Raw genomic sequence first — 15,443 nt, 5'->3', positions numbered from 1 at the left:
GACCGGGGTCACGCCACCGGTTCGGCCCCGCCGTGGTTGTTGTCGTCGTCCTCCGGGAGCTTGCACACCCGTTCCAGGAAGATGGCCGCCGCTATCACGGCGATGCCGGCGACGACCGAGAAGGCCGCGTAGAGGGCCTGGTCGCGGCGGGTCGGGAGGTCGAGGAGTTCCAGGAGGAAGACGCCGGTGCCGCCGTACATGCCGGCGACGAGGGCGGCGACCAGGGCGCTCGCCTGGCCGAAGACGACCGCGCGGGCCGCCATCAGGGGGTCGACGCCCTTGGCGCCGGGGCGGCGCTCGCGCTGGGCCTTGAGGCGGGCCCGCAGCGAGAGCGCGGTGGAGAGCAGGACCACGGCGATCAGGGCGAGGACGATCGGGGCGGCCACCGGCACGCTGGGCAGCGTCCCCACCGCGTTCCAGAGGCGGGCGGCCGCCCAGGACAGCACTCCGGCCACGACGAAGACGCCGGCCAGCACCCTGATCCGCAGCTCTTTCACTGTTTTCCTTCAGCTCCCCCGCAGCGATGTGGTCGTCTCGACCTTAACGACTACTCGGGCAGTCGGAGTTCCAGGTCCCCGCGGGCTTCCACACCGTGCCGGGTGACGGCGGCAAGCAGGTCCGCGACCGTGCCGCGGCCGGGCAGCAGGGCCTCCGGGTCGATGTCGTACCAGGGCGCCAGCACGAAGGCGCGCTCGTGGGCGCGCGGGTGGGGCAGGGTGAGGTGCGGGTCGTCGGAGACGACGTCGGCGTAGGCGACGATGTCGACGTCGAGGGTGCGCGGGCCCCAGCGCTCGTCCCGCACCCGGTTGAACGCCTCCTCGACCGCGTGGGCACGCTCCAGCAGGGAGGACGGCGGGAGCGTGGTCTTCAGCACCACGATCGCGTTGTAGTACGTCGGCTGGCTGCCGGGCTCGACGCCCCACGGCTCGGTCTCGTAGACCGGCGACACGGCCTTGATGCGGACGCCCGGGGTGTCCTCCAGGGCGTCGATGGCGCCCTGCAGGGTCTCCAGGCGGTTGCCGAGGTTGGAGCCGAGGGCGACCACGGCCCGTCTGGGGTTGGACAGGGTGGTGTCGGCGGCGTCGACCTGCGCGACGACGGAGGCGGGCACCGGCTGGACGGTCGGGTCGCTGGGACCCCGCAGAGAGGATGCGGTCATACTCGGCTCCGGGTGATGGTGACGGTGACGTCGTCGAAGGGGACGGTGATGGGCGCGTCCGGCTTGTGGACCTGGACCTCGACCTCTTGTACCCCCTCGTGCTTGAGGCAGACCTGGGCGATCCGCTCGGCGAGCGTCTCGATCAGGTTCACCGGCTCCCCCTCGACCACGGCGACGACCTCCTCGGCCACGATGCCGTAGTGCACGGTCTTCGCCAGGTCGTCGTCGGCCGCCGCCGGACGGGTGTCCAGGCCAAGGACGAGGTCCACGATGAAGGTCTGGCCCTCCTCGCGCTCCTTGGGGAAGACACCGTGGTGCCCGCGGGCCCTGAGGCCGCGCAGCGCGACACGATCCACGCGAATCACTCCTGCAATCGTCGGTGTGGCGGCCGGGTGGCATCGCGTGCGGGCGACGGACCGGCCACCCATGAATCTACCTGCGGGCACTGACAGCGCCGGGGTACGGGGCGCTGGGTCCGCCGGGGTGCGGCAGGGTTCATCGCGTGTTTCCCCCGGAGAACCCGGCGGCTCACGGGCCGGTGGCCGTACCTACTCGCGAGTTCGTGATTCCAGCCACTTCTTGGGCCGCGAGGGGGGTCCGGTGCTCAGGAGGGCGTGTCGTCCTCCTCGTCCTCGTCGGTGTCGGAGAGCACCGGGGAGGCGTGGTGGGACCAGAGTTTCCAGCCGTCCCGGGTGCGCCGGAACACGTTCGTGGCGACGACCAGCTGTCCGACCAGCGGGCCGAGTTCCTGGCCGCCCTCGGGGGCGGGGCCGCCGCTGAGGATGTTCTCCGTGCAGGTCACCAGGGCGGTGTCGCCGGTGACGGAGACGTGCACGTCGGTGAGGAAGAACTGGATGTAGTCGGTGTTCGCCATGATCAGCGCGTACGACCGCAGGACCTCGCCGCGGCCGGTGAGCACCGGCCAGCCCGGGTGCACGCAGGAGATCACGCCGCTGTCGGCGGGGTCGTGGTACTCCTCGTCGACGCCCAGGTCGGCGGGGGTGAGCCAGAGGGAGGAGACGGTCTCGAAGTCGCCGTTCTCCAGTGCCTCGTAGAAGGCGGTGTTGGCGGCCTCGACCTGCTCGACGTCGGTATGGGGGGCGCTCACCGGGCTCCTTCTGCGCGGTGGGGGGTGTTCGGCGTGGCCTGTGCGGTCGCTGCGCCCGGCGTGTCCGTTCCGGCGCGCGCTCCCTCTATGGCGCGCGCGACCCGTACCGCGTCCGCCGTGGCGTGTACCTCGTGCACGCGCACCGCCCATGCGCCGGCGTGCGCCGCGAGTGCCGAGACGGCGGCCGTCGCCGCGTCACGCTCCCGGGCGGGCGGGGGCGCCCCTTCGGGCCCGGCCAGGACCCGGCCGAGGAACCGCTTGCGGGAGGCGGCGACGAGCAGGGGGTGGCCCAGGGCGTGCAGCCGGTCGAGGTGGGCGAGCAGGGTCAGGTCGTGCTCGGAGTTCTTGGAGAAGCCGAGCCCGGGGTCGACGACGACGCGGTCGGGGGAGATGCCGCCGGCCAGGACGGCGTCCACGCGTGCGTGCAGTTCGTCGAGGACCTCGCCGACGACGTCGTCGTACACGCCCTTGACGTTGCCGCCCTCCAGGAAGCCGCGCCAGTGCATGACGACGAAGGGGGCGCCGGAGTCGGCGACGACGGGGATCATGTCGGGGTCGGCGAGGCCGCCGCTGACGTCGTTGACGAGGGCGGCGCCGGCGGCGAGGGCCTGCCGGGCGACGGAGGCGCGCATGGTGTCGACGGAGACGACCACGCCTTCGGAGGCGAGGCCGCGGACGACGGGGACGACCCGGCGCAGTTCCTCGTCCTCGTCGACGCGGGTGGCGCCCGGGCGGGTGGACTCGCCGCCGACGTCGACCAGGTCGGCGCCCTGGGCGCCGAGGTCGAGGCCGTGCTTCACGGCGGCCGTCGTGTCGAACCAGCGGCCGCCGTCGGAGAAGGAGTCGGGGGTGACGTTCACAACCCCCATGACCGCGCACCGGTCCCATGCCGGAAGCCCTGTCACCTGGCCACGTCCGCTGTGGTTGCTCATACGTTCAGCGTAGGCCCAGGGCCCTGCGGCCAGCCCCCGTGGCCCGAGCGGCGCCCCCGGGCCGGAGGGGGCGGGGCGTCCGCTCGGGCCGGTCCCGGGGTCAGGCCGCTCGTACGCCCTGTTCGGCGATGCTGTGGGCGCACGGGCGGGGGGCGGGTGCCTGGCGGCGCAGGAAGCGGGGGAGCGGGAGGGCGAGGCTGACGAAGCCCTCGGCCTGCATGGCGGCGAGGCCGATGCGCGGGAGGTCGCCGGAGGCCCGGTAGACCACGAAGCGGGGCTCCCAGCGGGGCTGGAACTTGGCGTTGAACTTGTACAGGGACTCGATCTGGAACCAGCGGGAGAGGAAGACCAGCAGTCCGCGCCAGGCGCGCAGTACCGGTCCGGCGCCGATCTTCTCGCCGCGGGCGAGGGCGGAGCGGAACATCGCGAAGTTGAGCGAGATCCTGGTGATGCCGAGTTTCGGGGCCGCCTGGAGGGCGGCCACGATGAGCAGTTCGTTCATGCCGGGGTCGGCGGAGCGGTCGCGGCGCATCAGGTCGAGGGAGACGCCGTCGGTGCCCCAGGGCACGAAGTGCAGGATCGCCTTGAGGTCGCCGTACTGGCCGGGTGTCTCGTCGGTCTTGTGGGCGGTGGCGATCAGGCAGTCGCCGTCGTTGGGGTCGCCGATGCGGCCGAGCGCCATGGAGAAGCCGCGTTCGGTGTCGGTGCCGCGCCAGTCCTCGGCGGCCCGGCGGATGCGGTCCAGTTCGGCCTCGCCGAGGTCACGGATGCGCCGTACCCGGGTTTCGTAGCCGGCCCGCTCGATGCGCTTGACCATCTGGCGCACGTTGCGCATCGCGCGTCCGGCGAGCGAGAAATCCGCCACGTCCACCACCGCCTCGTCGCCGAGTTCGAGGGCGTCCAGGCCGGTCTCGCGGGTCCACACCTCGCCGCCCGTCTCCGAGCAGCCCATGACGGCGGGGGTCCAGGAGTGGGCCTTGGCCTCGTCCATGAAGCGTTCGATCGCGCCGGGCCAGGCCTCGACGTCGCCGATCGGGTCGCCGCTGGCGAGCATGACGCCGGAGACGACGCGGTAGGTGACCGCGGCCTTGCCGCTGGGGGAGAAGACGACGGCCTTGTCGCGGCGGAGCGCGAAGTGGCCGAGGGAGTCGCGGGCGCCGTGCTTCTCCAGCAGGGCGCGCAGCTGGGCCTCGTCCTCCTCGGTGAGGTGCGCGGCGGGGTGTTCCGGGCGGAAGGCGAGGTAGATGGTGGTGACGGCGGTGATCAGGCCGAGGGCGCCGAGGGAGAAGGCGACCGTCCAGGAGGTGGAGCCCTCGTAGTCGACGGGGCCCTCGAAGCCGAACAGGCCGTACAGGACGTGGGTGATGCGGTCGGCCAGGCTCGGGTCGCCGATCGTGCGCTTCGGGTGGGCGCTGACGATGACCAGGCCGAGGGCGAGCGAACCGGCGCTCATGAGGACGAAGTTGGCGAGCGCCCGCCAGCGGCTGCGCGGGTCGGGCAGCGCCTTGAACTCGTCGCGGTGGAGCACGAGCGGCACGAACAGGGCCAGTGAGATCAGCGCGCCGATGACCGAGTGCCGGTACACGAACTGCGAGATCGCGCCGGCCGGCAGCAGCGCGACCGCGGCCCGCCAGGCCCGGCGCTTGCGGCGCTTGAGCCCGTGCGCGAGCAGCAGCAACAGCACGCCGACGCTGAGCGAGAGCGCGGCGGCGAACGGGCCGAGCGAGCCGGGCAGTACCTCTGCCATGGCGTGCATACGGCTGTGACGGAAGCGCGGGAACACGCCCGCGGCGATGTCCAGGACGCCCACGACCGCGCACGCCCTGCCGACCAGAGCGGGGACGGCCTCAGGGCGCGGGCCACGGACTATGCGCCGCGCCCGGCCTGATCGGCTCGGAACCCCGCCCGACATTTCCCCATCTATCCTGACAGACATCGCATCCCGTAGTTCTGCGAGAGACCTTGAATCCGGGCCCGATTCGGGCATCCGGCGACATTGCGCCCTCTAGGACGGTGTCTCGGGGGGAGAGGTTCACTCCCCACCGGAAAGCCGGTTCAAAGGCCAGGGAAAGCCCGGGGCAAGCCTTGCTGAAAGCAGCGGTGGCCACGGGGGGAAGCGCAGGCAGGAAGCACCTCATGGGTCTCACGAGCAATAAATTGCTGGCAATGGCGATCTTGTCCGCCGCACTGCTGTTCGTAGGCACGGTGTGGCTGTGGCCCCGGCTGGGCCGCCGGAACTGGCGGGCCGTCAGCGGCCGCGTCGGTCTTCTGCTGGCCACCCAGCTGGCACTCTTCGCGTGCGTCGGGATAGCGGTCAACCAGGCCTTCGGCTTCTACGCGAGCTGGGCGGACCTGTTCGGCACGGAGACCGACCAGGGCGTCGTCGTCGACCACGCGTCCGGCCCGCTCCAGGTGGTGTCCACGTCGGAGGTGCACGGCATGGGCGGCTCGCTGCCCCGGACGGCCGGACAGATCCAGCAGGTCGGCATAGTCGGCCGTACCACCCACATCGCCACGCCCGCGTACGTGTACCTGCCGCCGGAGTACTTCCAGCCGCAGTACCGCACGCGCACGTTCCCGGTGGTGGTCGTCCTCAGCGGCTATCCCGGGACCGCCCGGGCGCTGGTCGACAAGCTGCACTACCCGCGCACCGCGCAGCACCTGGTCAGGGACGGGCGGATGCGGCCGACGATCCTGGTGATGCTGCGGCCGACGGTCGCGCCGCCCCGGGACACCGAGTGCGTGGACGTCCCGCGCGGCCCGCAGACCGAGACCTTCTTCGCCAGGGACCTGCCCGACGCCGTGCGCGCGCACTACCGGGCCGCCGTGAAGCCGGGCGGCTGGGGGATCGTCGGCGACTCGACGGGCGGGTACTGCGCACTCAAGCTCGCGATGCACCACCCCGGCGTGTACGGGGCCGGCGCCGGGCTCTCCCCGTCGTACAAGGCGCCTCTCGACGCCACGACCGGCGACCTCTTCCAGGGCGACCGGAATCTCCGGAACCGCGCGGACCTCTGGTGGTTCCTGAAGCACGAGCCCGCCCCGGACACCTCCCTGCTGGTCACCAGCAGCAAAGTCGGGGAGACGAACTACAAGGCCACGCTGAGATTCATCGCGTCCGTCGAGGCCGTGAAGCCGACCCGGATCTCGTCGATCATCCTCGACAGCGGCGGCCACAACTTCAACACCTGGCGCCGCGAGATCCCCGCGACGCTCCAGTGGATCAGCGGCCGATTGAGCGACCGCTGAGCCCCGCCCTTGCCGATACCGTGTGAAGACTTCGTTGTCGCTGTGTTTTTACGGCCCGGGGCACCACGATTCGCCTACGCGCGGTAAGTTTCTGGCCATGCCACGTGGACGTCACCGTCATTCACCGCCCTTGCACAGGCTGTTGCCTCCCTCGGCGATCGCCGGTGTCTCCCTCGTCTGCGCCCTGGGCCCCTGGTTGTTCTCCCAACCGACGGTGCTGCGCACCCTGGCCGCGATAGCCGCGGCCACCGCGGCCGTCGGTGCCGCCGTCATGCGGCGCTGGGACAGCGAGGCGGGCAAGCAGGTGGCCGACCTCGCACGCGCGCGTGCGAGCGACGAGTGGCGCCACGAGGAGCGGATCGCCGAGCTGGAGACCGACCTGGAGGAGTCGCGGGAGCTGCGCGCCAAGCTGGAGCAGCGACTGCGCGCGAAGCGGTCGGAGCTGGCGGGGCTGCGCAACGAGCACGCGTCCCTGCTGCGCCGCTACGCCACGGCCGAGACGGAGCGCGCGAGCGCCCTGGAGGGCCGCCGCCTGCTGGAGATCGAGGCCGCCGAGCCGTCGAACGCACTCCCGGGCCCCCGCAAGGCGGACGAGGCGGAGGGGTCCGCCGCGGACGTCGAGGAGAAGGCCGAGAAGACTGCCGAGGAGAAGGCCGAGGAGCTGACGGTCGAGGAGACGGTTCCCGCGGTCTTCTCGCCGGAGGGTTCCAAGCTGTTCCTGCGGGCCAAGGTGGCATTGGCCCGGTTCGACGAGAAGGACGCTCCGAAGGACGCCCCGAAGGCCGGGACCGACGCGGCCGCCGAAGCCGAGGGCACGGCGGAGACGGTCGCCGAACCCGAGGCCGCCCCGACGGGCGAGACCGCACCGGAGGACGAGGCACAGGGGCAGCCCGAGGCGGCCGACGGGCACGCGCGCGCGGCCGCCGCCAGCACGGCCGGTCCGGACGACCAGGACGAGGCCGGGGACACCGCCCCGGCACGGGCGGAGCAGGACGCCCACCCCGCGCCGGCTCCGTCCGCGAACTCCGTCAAGCCCTCGGGCCACTTCACGGTGCCGACCGCGGTGGCGGTCCTGCCGGCCGCGCCGATGCCGCGCCCGCTGGTCACCGGCGGCTTCGACTTCTTCGGTACCCAGAAGGGCGCGTCGGCGGGCGGCCTGGACGCCATGCACAACGAGGACCTCGCGGACGTCGTCGGCCAGGAGGCGCTCGCGCTCCACAAGACCGAGGCCGAGGCCGAGTTCAAGCCCGCCGACGCACAGGCGCGGGGCGTCGGCCAGGTCATCGACCTGACCGCGCACGACGAGACGGAGCAGATCAACCTCGGCGGCCTGCGCAGCGCCGCGTCCTGAACACGCGGCGGTTCCACGCGGCGGTTCCGAGCCGGGGACGGCCGGCCGGTGGTCGGGTGCGGGTGCGTGGGGGCTGGTCGCGCAGTTCCCCGCGCCCCTGAAAGCAGGTCAGCGCCCTTCAGGGGCGCGGGGAACTGCGCGACCGGCCACGATGGCGCCGCACCTGATCACCGACCGGTCCGGCCGTCAGGCCATCCAGCGGTCCGGGCGGGCCGACCGGCGCCCAGTCCGTGACCGCTCGGCCTGCTCGCGAAGCAGGCCCGCGGCCTCCTCGGCGCCCCGCAGCCGGGCCGTCACGGTCTTGTCGGCCCCCGTGTCCACATGAACGTCCGCGAGCCGCCACAGCCGCCGCCAGGGCCCCTGGGTGAGCCGTACGCTCTGGACCTTGGCGTGCGGGACGAGCGCGAGGCGCCGGCGCAGCAGCCCGTGCCGTGCCGCGAACACCGCGTCCGTGACCGCGAGCCCGTACCCGCGCCACCACAGCGGCACGCACCACCGGGCCCGCCCCGGCGGCCGCAGCAGCTCACCGGGCACGGTCACCCCGGGCAGCACGCGCGCGACGACCGACTCGGCGACCGCGCGCGGGGCGACCGGCACCAGCACGGAGTTCGCCGACCCGGCCACGTCCAGCTCCACCCGCACCCAGCGCAGCGGCCGCCACATCAGCGGCTCCACGATCCGCACGGTCTGCACCCGCCCCGGCGGCACCGTCTCGTGCGTGCGGTCGAGCAGCCCGTGGTCGATGCGCAGCCCGTCCGGGGACTCCCCGACCGTCCAGTCGTACTCCCCGACGAACCGCCCCACGCTGGTCGTGGCCGCCGCGCCGAGCAGCGGCACGGCCGTGGCGAGGACCGTCCACACGCTGTGGGTGGTCAGCCAGAGGAACGGCGGGGCCACGAGGGCGGCGGCCAGCGAGCCCCAGGTCGCGCCCGTCAGCAGGATCGAGATCGCGAGCTTGCCCGGGGGCACCCGCATCAGCTCGTGCGCCGGCGCCTCGCCGACCTCGCGCGCCGTCTCGGGCGCGAACCCGGCGGCACGCGCGAGCAGCTCCGCGCGCAGCCGGCGCGCCTCGCCCTGGCCGAGGAAGGCGAGTTCGTCCTTCTTGTCGGTGCCGACGACGTCTATCCGCAGCTTGGCGACGCCCGCCACGCGCGCGAGGAGCGGCTGGGTGATGTCGACTGCCTGGATCCGCTCCAGCCGGATGTGCGCGGTCCGCCGGAACAACAGGCCGGTGCGTATCCGCAGTTCGCTGTCGGTCACCGAGAAGTAGGTGAACCACCAGGTCAGGAAGCCGTAGAGGGCCCCCGCCGTGACCAGGGCGGCGAGCCCGCCGAGGACCATGGTCGTGGTCAGCTTCGTCAGCTGCTCCTGTGCCTGGTTCGGGTCGTGCACCGCCCAGCCGGTGAGCACCGCGACCGGCGCCCACGCCCGCCGGAACGGCGTCACCGGGTGCAGCCGCCGCTCGCCCGCGGTCTTGCCCGCGCTCTGGCCCGTGTCTATGGCGCCCTCGACGCCCGGGGCGGTCACAGCCCCGCCGATCGGGCCTCGCCGAGTTCGGTGAGCCGGTCGCGCAGCCGTTCCGCCTCGGCCGGGTCGAGCCCGGGGATCGTCGCGTCGGTGGCCGCGGCCGCGGTGTGCAGCTGCACGCTGGCCAGCCCGAAGTGCCGCTCGACGGGTCCCGAGGTGACCTCCACGAGCTGCATCCGCCCGTACGGCACCACGGTCTCCTCGCGCCACAGCACCCCGCGGGTGATCAGCAGGTCGTCGGCGCGCTCGGCGTACCGCCAGGAGCGCCAGTTGCGGCCCAGCAGCACCCAGCCCCAGGCCAGCACGGCCAGCGGCAGCAGCGCGAAGGCCGCCCACACCGGGCCCGCGAGCAGGCCCAGCAGCACTCCCAGGGCCAGGGCCAGCAGCCCCAGCCACACCACCAGCAGCAGCCGGCGCATCCGCAGCAGCCCGGGCGGCAGCCCCGTCCACACCGGCTCGGTCCCCGTGGTCTCGGCGCCGGCGGCGCTCCCCGTCTCCATAGGGCCAGCGTACGTAGGGGAGACTGGGTCCATGACGCCTACGACGGAGACCACGGTCGGAATCGGCGGCGCCGCCGAGAGCACCGACATGGTGCTCAACATCGGCCCCCAGCACCCCTCCACGCACGGCGTGCTGCGGCTGCGGCTGGTGCTGGACGGCGAGCGGATCGTCTCGGCGGAGCCGGTGATCGGCTACATGCACCGGGGCGCGGAGAAGCTCTTCGAGGCCCGCGACTACCGGCAGATCATCATGCTCGCCAACCGCCACGACTGGCTGTCGGCGTTCTCCAACGAGCTGGGCGTGGTCCTCGCCGTCGAGCGCATGCTCGGCATGGAGGTACCCGTCCGCGCGGTGTGGACCCGCACCCTGCTCGCCGAGCTGAACCGGGTCCTCAACCACCTGATGTTCCTCGGCTCCTATCCGCTGGAGCTGGGCGGGATCACCCCGGTCTTCTACGCGTTCCGCGAGCGAGAGGAGCTGCAGAACGTCATGGAGGAGGTCTCCGGCGGGCGCATGCACTACATGTTCAACCGCGTCGGCGGCCTCAAGGAGGACCTGCCGGCCGGCTGGACCGCACGCGCGCGTGCGGCCGTCTCCGCCGTCCGCTCCCGCATGGACGTCTTCGACGATCTGGTCCTCGGCAACGAGATCTTCCGCGGCCGTACCCGGGGCGTGGGCGTCCTCGCCCCCGAGGCCGTGCACGCGTACGGCGTGAGCGGGCCCATCGCGCGCGCCTCCGGCGTCGACTTCGACCTGCGCCGCGACGAGCCCTACCTGGCCTACGGCGAACTCCAGGACACCCTGAAGGTCGTCACCCGGACCGAGGGCGACTGCCTGGCCCGCTTCGAATGCCTCCTGGAGCAGACGCACAACGCCCTCGACCTGGCCGACGCCTGTCTGGACCGGCTAGCCGACCTGCCGCCGGGACCGATCAACCAGCGGCTCCCCAAGGTCCTCAAGGCGCCCGAGGGCCACACCTACGCCTGGACCGAGAACCCCCTCGGCATCAACGGCTACTACCTCGTCAGCAAGGGCGAGAAGACCCCGTACCGGCTGAAGCTGCGCTCCGCGTCGTACAACAACATCCAGGCCCTGACCGAACTGCTGCCGGGGACGCTGGTGGCGGACATGGTGGCGATCCTGGGGTCGCTGTTCTTCGTGGTGGGAGACATCGACAAATAGGGCCCGTCAGGGGTGAGTTTGCGCGTGGGGCGAGCGGGCGCGCAGGGTGGGTCCTTGCAGCAGTGCGTCTAGAGCAGTGCGTCGTCCATGCCGACCGGCTGGAGCAGCCAGAGGAAGTCGCCGAGGCCGCCGGGGGCGGTGAGTTCGGCGGCCTCTCCCGCGGTCGCGAGGGCGCGCACGTATCCGGCGGGGTTCGTGGAGGCGAGCGTGAGCGGGGGGCGTGCGCCCACCACGCCGAGGGCGCGCAGGGCGTCGCGTTGTGTGCACAGGAGCGCCTCGGGCAGCCTGAGCGCGGGGTCGAGCGCCGTGCACGCGTCCAGCGCCACATGCGCCGTGATGTCGCAGGCCCCGTCCGGCACGGGTGCCGTCGCGCGGCCCTCGCGGAAGCCGGTGAGCGTTCCGAACGGGGGGCGCGTGTCCACGGTGTGCGCGTAGTCCACGGCCACCGCGAGCCCCCGCTGGAGGCTGGTGACGGCGGACGCCCACGCCCGGTCCCGGGGCAGCCCGATCTCGGCGCGCAGTCCCGGCTCGGCGCCCAGCGGCCACCACCGCGCGAGCCACTGCGCGTCCGGGCCCGACACACGCTCGCCGAGCAGCTCGGTGCCGTCCCGCCGGACGTGCACCAGGCGGGCCACCCCGGCCGGGTCCACCTCGGCGACCTCGACCGGCACGTTGTCGAGCCACTCGTTGGCGAAGAGCAGCCCGCGGACCGTGCGCGGGAGCTCGGTCAGCCAGGTGATCCGGTCGGGCAGGCCCGGCGGGCGGTCGGCGAGCTCGACGGCGTACGCACGCGTGCGTGCCGCCACGCCCGGGGGCAGGGCCGCGAGCACGCCCCTGACCAGTTCGCCCCGGCCGGCGCCCATGTCCACGAAGTCCAGCGCCTCGGGGCGGCCCAGGGCCTCGTCGACCCGGCACAGCAGTTCGGCCACGGCCTCGGCGAACAGCCGCGAGGCGTGCACCGACGTACGGAAGTGCCCGGCCGGGCCCTCCGGGCGGCGGTAGAAGCCGCCGGGGCCGTACAGGGCCGCCTCGGTGGCCGCACGCCAGCCACGGGCGTCGTCGGCCGTCTCTCGCGTCGCCTCATCCGTCACCGGGCCAGACTAGGCGCACAGGTGATCACCTTCTCCACCTTGCGGAGTACGCGTGCGGAACAGGGATCGGCCCTCCGGTTGACCCCTGCACCTATCACGCTTCCCTACTCTGGGTTACGTGCAGCGCCTCTATGACTTCCTCCGCAGGCACCCGACATGGGTCGACAGCTTCTGGGCCGTCGTCCTGCTCGGGATCTCCGGCGCGAGCATCTGGAAGCTCGGTGAGGCCCAGCAGCACCACGGATCCAGGGCCGCCATGCTGGCCGTGTCCGTCGTGATGGGCGTCGTCGTCGCGCTGCGCCGCCGCTTCCCGGAGCCGATGCTGCTGCTGGCCGCGGCGACCGGCCTGGCCCAGCTGGTGCTGGACGTGGAGACGACCGTCGCCAACTTCGCCATGCTGGTGATCGTGTGCACGAACGCCGCCGTCGGCGCGCGCTGGGCGTCCCGGTTCGGCCTCTACGCGGGGCTGGGCGCCGCGCCCCTGGCCCAGATCAGGTGGCCGCAGCAGGAGGCGAGCTTCCCGGGGCACGTGGCGATCGTGCTGTTCCAGACGGTGCCGTTCGTGCTCGCCTGGGTGCTCGGCGACTCCATGCGCACCCGCCGCGCCTACTTCGCGCAGCTGGAGGAGCGGGCCGCCCGGCTGGAGAAGGAGCGCGAGGCGCAGGCCAAGGTCGCGGTCGCCGCGGAGCGCGCCCGGATCGCGCGCGAGCTGCACGACGTGGTCGCGCACAACGTGTCGGTGATGGTGGTCCAGGCCGACGGCGCCGCCTACGTCCTCGACGCCGCCCCCGACCAGGCCAAGAAGGCCCTGGAGACGATCTCCTCCACCGGCCGCCAGGCCCTCGCCGAGATGCGCCGCCTGCTGGGCGTGCTGCGCACCGGCGAGCACAAGGAGGTCGGCGAGTACGTCCCGCAGCCCGACGTCGAGCAGATCGACGACCTCATCGAGCAGTGCCGCACCTCCGGTCTGCCCGTCGACTTCAAGGTCGAGGGCACCCCGCGGCCGCTGCCCAGCGGCGTCGAGCTCACGGCGTACCGGATCGTGCAGGAGGCGCTCACCAACACCCGCAAGCACGGTGGCCCCAACACGGGTGCCAGCGTGCGGCTGGTCTACTTCGACGACGGACTCGGCCTGCTGGTCGAGGACGACGGCAAGGGCGCCCCGCACGAGATGTACGAGGAGGGCGGCGCCGACGGCCAGGGACACGGCCTGATCGGCATGCGCGAGCGCGTCGGCATGGTGGGCGGCACCCTCGACGCGGGCCCCCGCCCTGGCGGAGGATTCCGCATCAGTGCCCTGCTGCCGCTCAAACCAGCGCATTGACGCGGACGCACGCCCCCGGTTGACACCTGTCACGCCCCCAGGCCGAACGGCCGCAAGAAAACGGAAGAGGACCCGATGACGATCCGCGTGATGCTCGTCGACGACCAGGTGCTGCTGCGCACCGGGTTCCGGATGGTGCTCGCGGCCCAGCCGGACATGGAGGTCGTCGCGGAGGCGGGCGACGGCGTCGAGGCCCTCCAGGTGCTGAAGTCCACCGCCGTGGACGTCGTCCTGATGGATGTGCGCATGCCCAAGCTGGACGGCGTGGAGGCCACCCGGCGCATCTGCGAGCAGGCCGACCCGCCCAAGGTGCTCATCCTGACCACCTTCGACCTCGACGAGTACGCCTTCTCGGGGCTGAAGGCGGGTGCCTCGGGATTCATGCTCAAGGACGTGCCCCCGGGTGAACTGCTGGCCGCCATCCGTTCCGTGCACAGCGGCGACGCCGTGGTCGCGCCCTCCACCACCCGGCGCCTCCTCGACCGTTTCGCGCCGATGCTGCCGTCCGCCGGCAAGGAGCCCCGGCACCAGGAACTGGAGCGGCTCACCGAGCGCGAGCGCGAGGTGATGGTGCTGGTCGCGCAGGGCCTGTCGAACGGCGAGATCGCGGGCCGGCTGGTGCTGTCCGAGGCGACCGTGAAGACCCATGTGGGCCGCATCCTGACCAAGCTCGGGCTCCGTGACCGCGTGCAGGTGGTCGTGCTGGCCTACGAGACGGGGCTGGTGCGGGCGGGCGGCGGACACGGCTGACGCTGCCCCGGCAGCGCCCCTTCCCGCTTCCCGCGCGGCGTTCAGCGGAGCATCCCCTCCAGGAAGTCGCTGCCCAGCCGGGCGACGACCGTGACGTCCAGCTGGTGCAGGACGTACCGGCCGCGGCGGCGCGTCGTGACCAGGCCCGCCTTCTTGAGCACGCCCAGGTGCCGGGACACCTCCGGCGCCGACAGGCCGTGCATCTGCGCCAGCTCGCCGGTGGTGTACGCGCTGCGTGCCAGATGCCGGCACAGCCGCATCCGCACGGGATGGGAGAGCGCCGCCATCCGGAGCGTCAGCTCCTCCACGGACGCGGGCGGGGCGAGTTCCGGCGAGCCGACCGGGTAGTGCAGCACCGGCTGCCAGCCGTAGCGGTGCAGCACCATCAGGTGCGGCCGGCCCAGGCTGGTGGGCACCAGCAGCAGGCCGTCGGCCGCCACGCGCGCGTGGCCGTCGGTGAGCTTGTCCACGGTGATCCGCGCGCCCGTCCCGTCGAGCGTCACGGCGGGCGAGACCGCCGCCAGCGCCTCGGCCAGCCCCTTGCGGCGCAGCAGCTCCGTCTTGTGCCGGGCGTCGGCCTCCAGCTGGGGGCGCAGCCGTGACCAGGCGTCGTCGAAGAACGCGGCGGCGCAGTCCTCCAGGAACCGGCGCAGCCACGCGCGTACGCCCGGCGGGTCGTCCAGCAGCCACCGGGCGAACCGGGCCTGTTGCGGGCCCCGCGAGGCGGCCGCCTCAAGCGCCCTGCGGCGCCCGGCGGGATCCGACAGGAGCGCCGGTGCCTGCGTGGCGTACGTGAGCACGCACGCGAACTCCAGGGCCGCGTCGACGAACTGCTCGTCCGTCAGCTTGTCCAGCTGGTCGAGCTCCGCCGCGAGCGTGCCGGCCGGGAGGGCGCCCGGCACGGCCGCGTACGGCAGGAACAGGTCCGAGAACGTCGTCCGCCACAGGAAGTCCGCCTCGCACATCCGGTCGGCCAGGTGCGCTTCCATGCGGGCGGTGACGCCGGTCGCCCAGCCCTGCAGGCCGGGATGGTGGCCGGGCTCGGACAGGGCGTGCAGCGCCATGCCGAGCTCCGCGAGCGGCGAGGGCACGACGGTGACGCTCTCGGGCCGTAGGCCCGGGATGTCGATACGTACGCTCATGTCACCATCCTGCATCCCTCCCCGGCGTCGGTGGGACGGGCGCCTACCGGGGTGCCGGGTGCGGTTCGGCGGCGGGTGCGGGTGGAGTGTGGCTGGTCGCGCGGTTCCCCGCGCCCCTAGAGGAGCG

Annotated in this window: 15 protein-coding genes; 5 read left to right on the top strand and 10 right to left on the bottom strand. The window is 72.9% G+C overall.

Annotation, left to right across the window (positions count from 1 at the left end; all coding sequences use genetic code 11):
* Positions 1 to 8: 8 nt before the first annotated feature.
* The 6 genes from ACFZB3_RS25920 to ACFZB3_RS25895 all read right to left on the bottom strand — a co-directional run bounded on the left by ACFZB3_RS25920 (position 9) and on the right by ACFZB3_RS25895 (position 5,111).
* Positions 9 to 497, bottom strand: a complete 489-nt coding sequence (locus ACFZB3_RS25920) for a DUF3180 family protein (RefSeq protein WP_391379015.1) — start codon at positions 495 to 497, stop codon at positions 9 to 11.
* Between the two features lie 50 nt (positions 498 to 547).
* Positions 548 to 1,159, bottom strand: coding sequence for a 2-amino-4-hydroxy-6-hydroxymethyldihydropteridine diphosphokinase (gene folK, locus ACFZB3_RS25915; RefSeq protein ID WP_391379013.1), 612 nt, complete (start codon positions 1,157 to 1,159; stop codon positions 548 to 550).
* Positions 1,156 to 1,515: a dihydroneopterin aldolase gene (folB, locus tag ACFZB3_RS25910; protein ID WP_391379011.1), complete on the bottom strand. Its 360-nt coding sequence runs from the start codon at positions 1,513 to 1,515 to the stop codon at positions 1,156 to 1,158. The genes folK and folB overlap by 4 nt, the downstream gene beginning before the upstream one ends.
* A 248-nt stretch (positions 1,516 to 1,763) precedes the next feature.
* Positions 1,764 to 2,267: a nuclear transport factor 2 family protein gene (locus ACFZB3_RS25905; RefSeq protein ID WP_391379009.1), complete on the bottom strand. Its 504-nt coding sequence runs from the start codon at positions 2,265 to 2,267 to the stop codon at positions 1,764 to 1,766.
* Positions 2,264 to 3,199, bottom strand: a complete 936-nt coding sequence (folP, locus tag ACFZB3_RS25900) for a dihydropteroate synthase (RefSeq protein WP_391379007.1) — start codon at positions 3,197 to 3,199, stop codon at positions 2,264 to 2,266. The genes ACFZB3_RS25905 and folP overlap by 4 nt, the downstream gene beginning before the upstream one ends.
* A gap of 100 nt (positions 3,200 to 3,299) precedes the next feature.
* Complete coding sequence (locus ACFZB3_RS25895; RefSeq protein WP_391379005.1) at positions 3,300 to 5,111, bottom strand: phosphatidylglycerol lysyltransferase domain-containing protein; 1,812 nt, start codon at positions 5,109 to 5,111, stop codon at positions 3,300 to 3,302.
* A 224-nt stretch (positions 5,112 to 5,335) separates the two neighbouring features.
* On the opposite strand from ACFZB3_RS25895, the gene ACFZB3_RS25890 reads away from it, so the two are divergent.
* Positions 5,336 to 6,448, top strand: a complete 1,113-nt coding sequence (locus ACFZB3_RS25890) for an alpha/beta hydrolase-fold protein (protein ID WP_391379003.1) — start codon at positions 5,336 to 5,338, stop codon at positions 6,446 to 6,448.
* Positions 6,449 to 6,545: 97 nt separating this feature from the next.
* Complete coding sequence (locus ACFZB3_RS25885) at positions 6,546 to 7,799, top strand: hypothetical protein (protein WP_391379001.1); 1,254 nt, start codon at positions 6,546 to 6,548, stop codon at positions 7,797 to 7,799.
* Positions 7,800 to 7,985: 186 nt separating this feature from the next.
* Here ACFZB3_RS25885 and ACFZB3_RS25880 read toward each other — a convergent pair whose 3' ends face one another.
* Together ACFZB3_RS25880 and ACFZB3_RS25875 are read right to left on the bottom strand one after the other, a co-directional pair.
* A complete protein-coding gene (locus ACFZB3_RS25880) occupies positions 7,986 to 9,326 on the bottom strand; it encodes a PH domain-containing protein (RefSeq protein WP_391378998.1) in 1,341 nt (446 codons plus the stop codon).
* Positions 9,323 to 9,826, bottom strand: a complete 504-nt coding sequence (locus ACFZB3_RS25875; RefSeq protein WP_391378997.1) for a PH domain-containing protein — start codon at positions 9,824 to 9,826, stop codon at positions 9,323 to 9,325. Before ACFZB3_RS25875 ends, ACFZB3_RS25880 begins: the two co-directional genes overlap by 4 nt.
* 31 nt (positions 9,827 to 9,857) lie before the next feature.
* Between ACFZB3_RS25875 and ACFZB3_RS25870 the strand changes: the two genes are divergently transcribed.
* On the top strand, positions 9,858 to 11,009 hold the full coding sequence (locus ACFZB3_RS25870; RefSeq protein WP_391378995.1) for an NADH-quinone oxidoreductase subunit D: 1,152 nt from the start codon (positions 9,858 to 9,860) through the stop codon (positions 11,007 to 11,009).
* A gap of 68 nt (positions 11,010 to 11,077) precedes the next feature.
* Here the strand turns inward: ACFZB3_RS25870 and ACFZB3_RS25865 are convergent, their stop codons facing one another.
* Complete coding sequence (locus tag ACFZB3_RS25865) at positions 11,078 to 12,100, bottom strand: SAM-dependent methyltransferase (RefSeq protein ID WP_391378993.1); 1,023 nt, start codon at positions 12,098 to 12,100, stop codon at positions 11,078 to 11,080.
* Positions 12,101 to 12,218: 118 nt separating this feature from the next.
* Here ACFZB3_RS25865 and ACFZB3_RS25860 point away from each other — a divergent pair, with 118 nt between their 5' ends.
* Together ACFZB3_RS25860 and ACFZB3_RS25855 are read left to right on the top strand one after the other, a co-directional pair.
* Positions 12,219 to 13,424: a histidine kinase gene (locus tag ACFZB3_RS25860; RefSeq protein WP_391378991.1), complete on the top strand. Its 1,206-nt coding sequence runs from the start codon at positions 12,219 to 12,221 to the stop codon at positions 13,422 to 13,424.
* A gap of 75 nt (positions 13,425 to 13,499) precedes the next feature.
* Positions 13,500 to 14,174, top strand: a complete 675-nt coding sequence (locus ACFZB3_RS25855; RefSeq protein WP_391378990.1) for a response regulator — start codon at positions 13,500 to 13,502, stop codon at positions 14,172 to 14,174.
* A 41-nt stretch (positions 14,175 to 14,215) separates the two neighbouring features.
* Here ACFZB3_RS25855 and ACFZB3_RS25850 read toward each other — a convergent pair whose 3' ends face one another.
* A complete protein-coding gene (locus ACFZB3_RS25850; RefSeq protein WP_391378988.1) occupies positions 14,216 to 15,316 on the bottom strand; it encodes a DUF5937 family protein in 1,101 nt (366 codons plus the stop codon).
* Positions 15,317 to 15,443: the final 127 nt, after the last annotated feature.

Origin of the sequence: Streptomyces sp. NPDC008092, assembly GCF_042957285.1 — a bacterium.
Lineage (GTDB): Bacteria > Actinomycetota > Actinomycetes > Streptomycetales > Streptomycetaceae > Streptomyces.
Note: the sequence above shows the minus strand (reverse complement) of the source record. Positions and strands in the feature narration are given on the sequence as shown.

Coding starts and splice junctions, on each gene's coding strand:
- ACFZB3_RS25895 (WP_391379005.1), bottom strand. CDS start 5,111: ATGTCGGGCGGGGTTCCGAGCCGATCAGGCCGGGCGCGGCGCATAGTC.
- folP (WP_391379007.1), bottom strand. CDS start 3,199: ATGAGCAACCACAGCGGACGTGGCCAGGTGACAGGGCTTCCGGCATGG.
- ACFZB3_RS25885 (WP_391379001.1), top strand. CDS start 6,546: ATGCCACGTGGACGTCACCGTCATTCACCGCCCTTGCACAGGCTGTTG.
- ACFZB3_RS25855 (WP_391378990.1), top strand. CDS start 13,500: ATGACGATCCGCGTGATGCTCGTCGACGACCAGGTGCTGCTGCGCACC.
- ACFZB3_RS25875 (WP_391378997.1), bottom strand. CDS start 9,826: ATGGAGACGGGGAGCGCCGCCGGCGCCGAGACCACGGGGACCGAGCCG.
- folK (WP_391379013.1), bottom strand. CDS start 1,159: ATGACCGCATCCTCTCTGCGGGGTCCCAGCGACCCGACCGTCCAGCCG.
- ACFZB3_RS25850 (WP_391378988.1), bottom strand. CDS start 15,316: ATGAGCGTACGTATCGACATCCCGGGCCTACGGCCCGAGAGCGTCACC.
- ACFZB3_RS25890 (WP_391379003.1), top strand. CDS start 5,336: ATGGGTCTCACGAGCAATAAATTGCTGGCAATGGCGATCTTGTCCGCC.
- ACFZB3_RS25870 (WP_391378995.1), top strand. CDS start 9,858: ATGACGCCTACGACGGAGACCACGGTCGGAATCGGCGGCGCCGCCGAG.